This window comes from Polaromonas sp. P1_G4 (assembly GCF_056405475.1).
On record NZ_JBFUCA010000950.1, the window covers coordinates 1 to 833 of the forward strand.

Annotated in this window: 1 protein-coding gene; it reads left to right on the plus strand. The window is 45.6% G+C overall.

Annotated features, from left to right (window positions below):
- On the plus strand, positions 1-833 hold an 833-nt coding region (locus AC1D1X_RS24670), incomplete at both ends, for a P-loop NTPase fold protein (RefSeq protein ID WP_477699538.1).

The window sequence follows — 833 nt, forward strand, 5'->3', positions numbered from 1 at the left end:
CCTGAAATTGACCCCATCCTGAATCGGTACGCGCGCTTGGTCGGGCAGGACGAGATCAATATTCTGGGACTGAAGGTTTCCCTAAAGCCTAGTGATGAGACTATCGAGGACACTCTGGCGGACTTGCGTCAGCTTTTAGCTTCAGCGAGAACTCGAATCATTGTCATCGTAGATGACCTAGATCGTCTGGACCTTGGATCGGTCAAGGAGGTGCTATTTGCCATTCGAACGACCTTCGATCTACCCTACGTAAATTTCGTTCTTTGCTACGACACACTGAATTTGGCTGGCCTTCGCAGTGACAAGGGCGACGCCGAAAAAATCCGCGAGTTTTTGGAAAAGTACGTGAACGTCAAGTTCAGCCTATTCATTGATTCGCAAGCGATGCTTAACTACGTTACTCGAGACTTTGATACGGCGCTGGCGAAAAACGTCGCGATGAGCCCTCAGAAGATCGATCAAGTTAAGAATGCAATTTCGGCACTCAAGAACATTTTTTCGAGCAACGATTATCCGGACTATCTCCCATTGGTCGGGGATATTCGCAAGATCAAACGTGTCATCAACACACTTCTGATTCTTGAGCTTGAGAAGATCGACATTTCCAGCAGCGATCTAGTTGGGGAGGATCTTTTGAACTTGCTCCTTCTATATCTTAATTTCCCAGATACTTTCAGAAAAGTGTACGACTCGGAAACGAATGGGAGGAATGGACCGTTCTCAATCAGAATGTCGAAAAATGACAAAAATTTAGGACGACTTTATTGCAATACCGATGAGTACTCTAAGCTGCTTCCGAGCCTTTCTATTCCACAGGCATTTTTACTAAACAA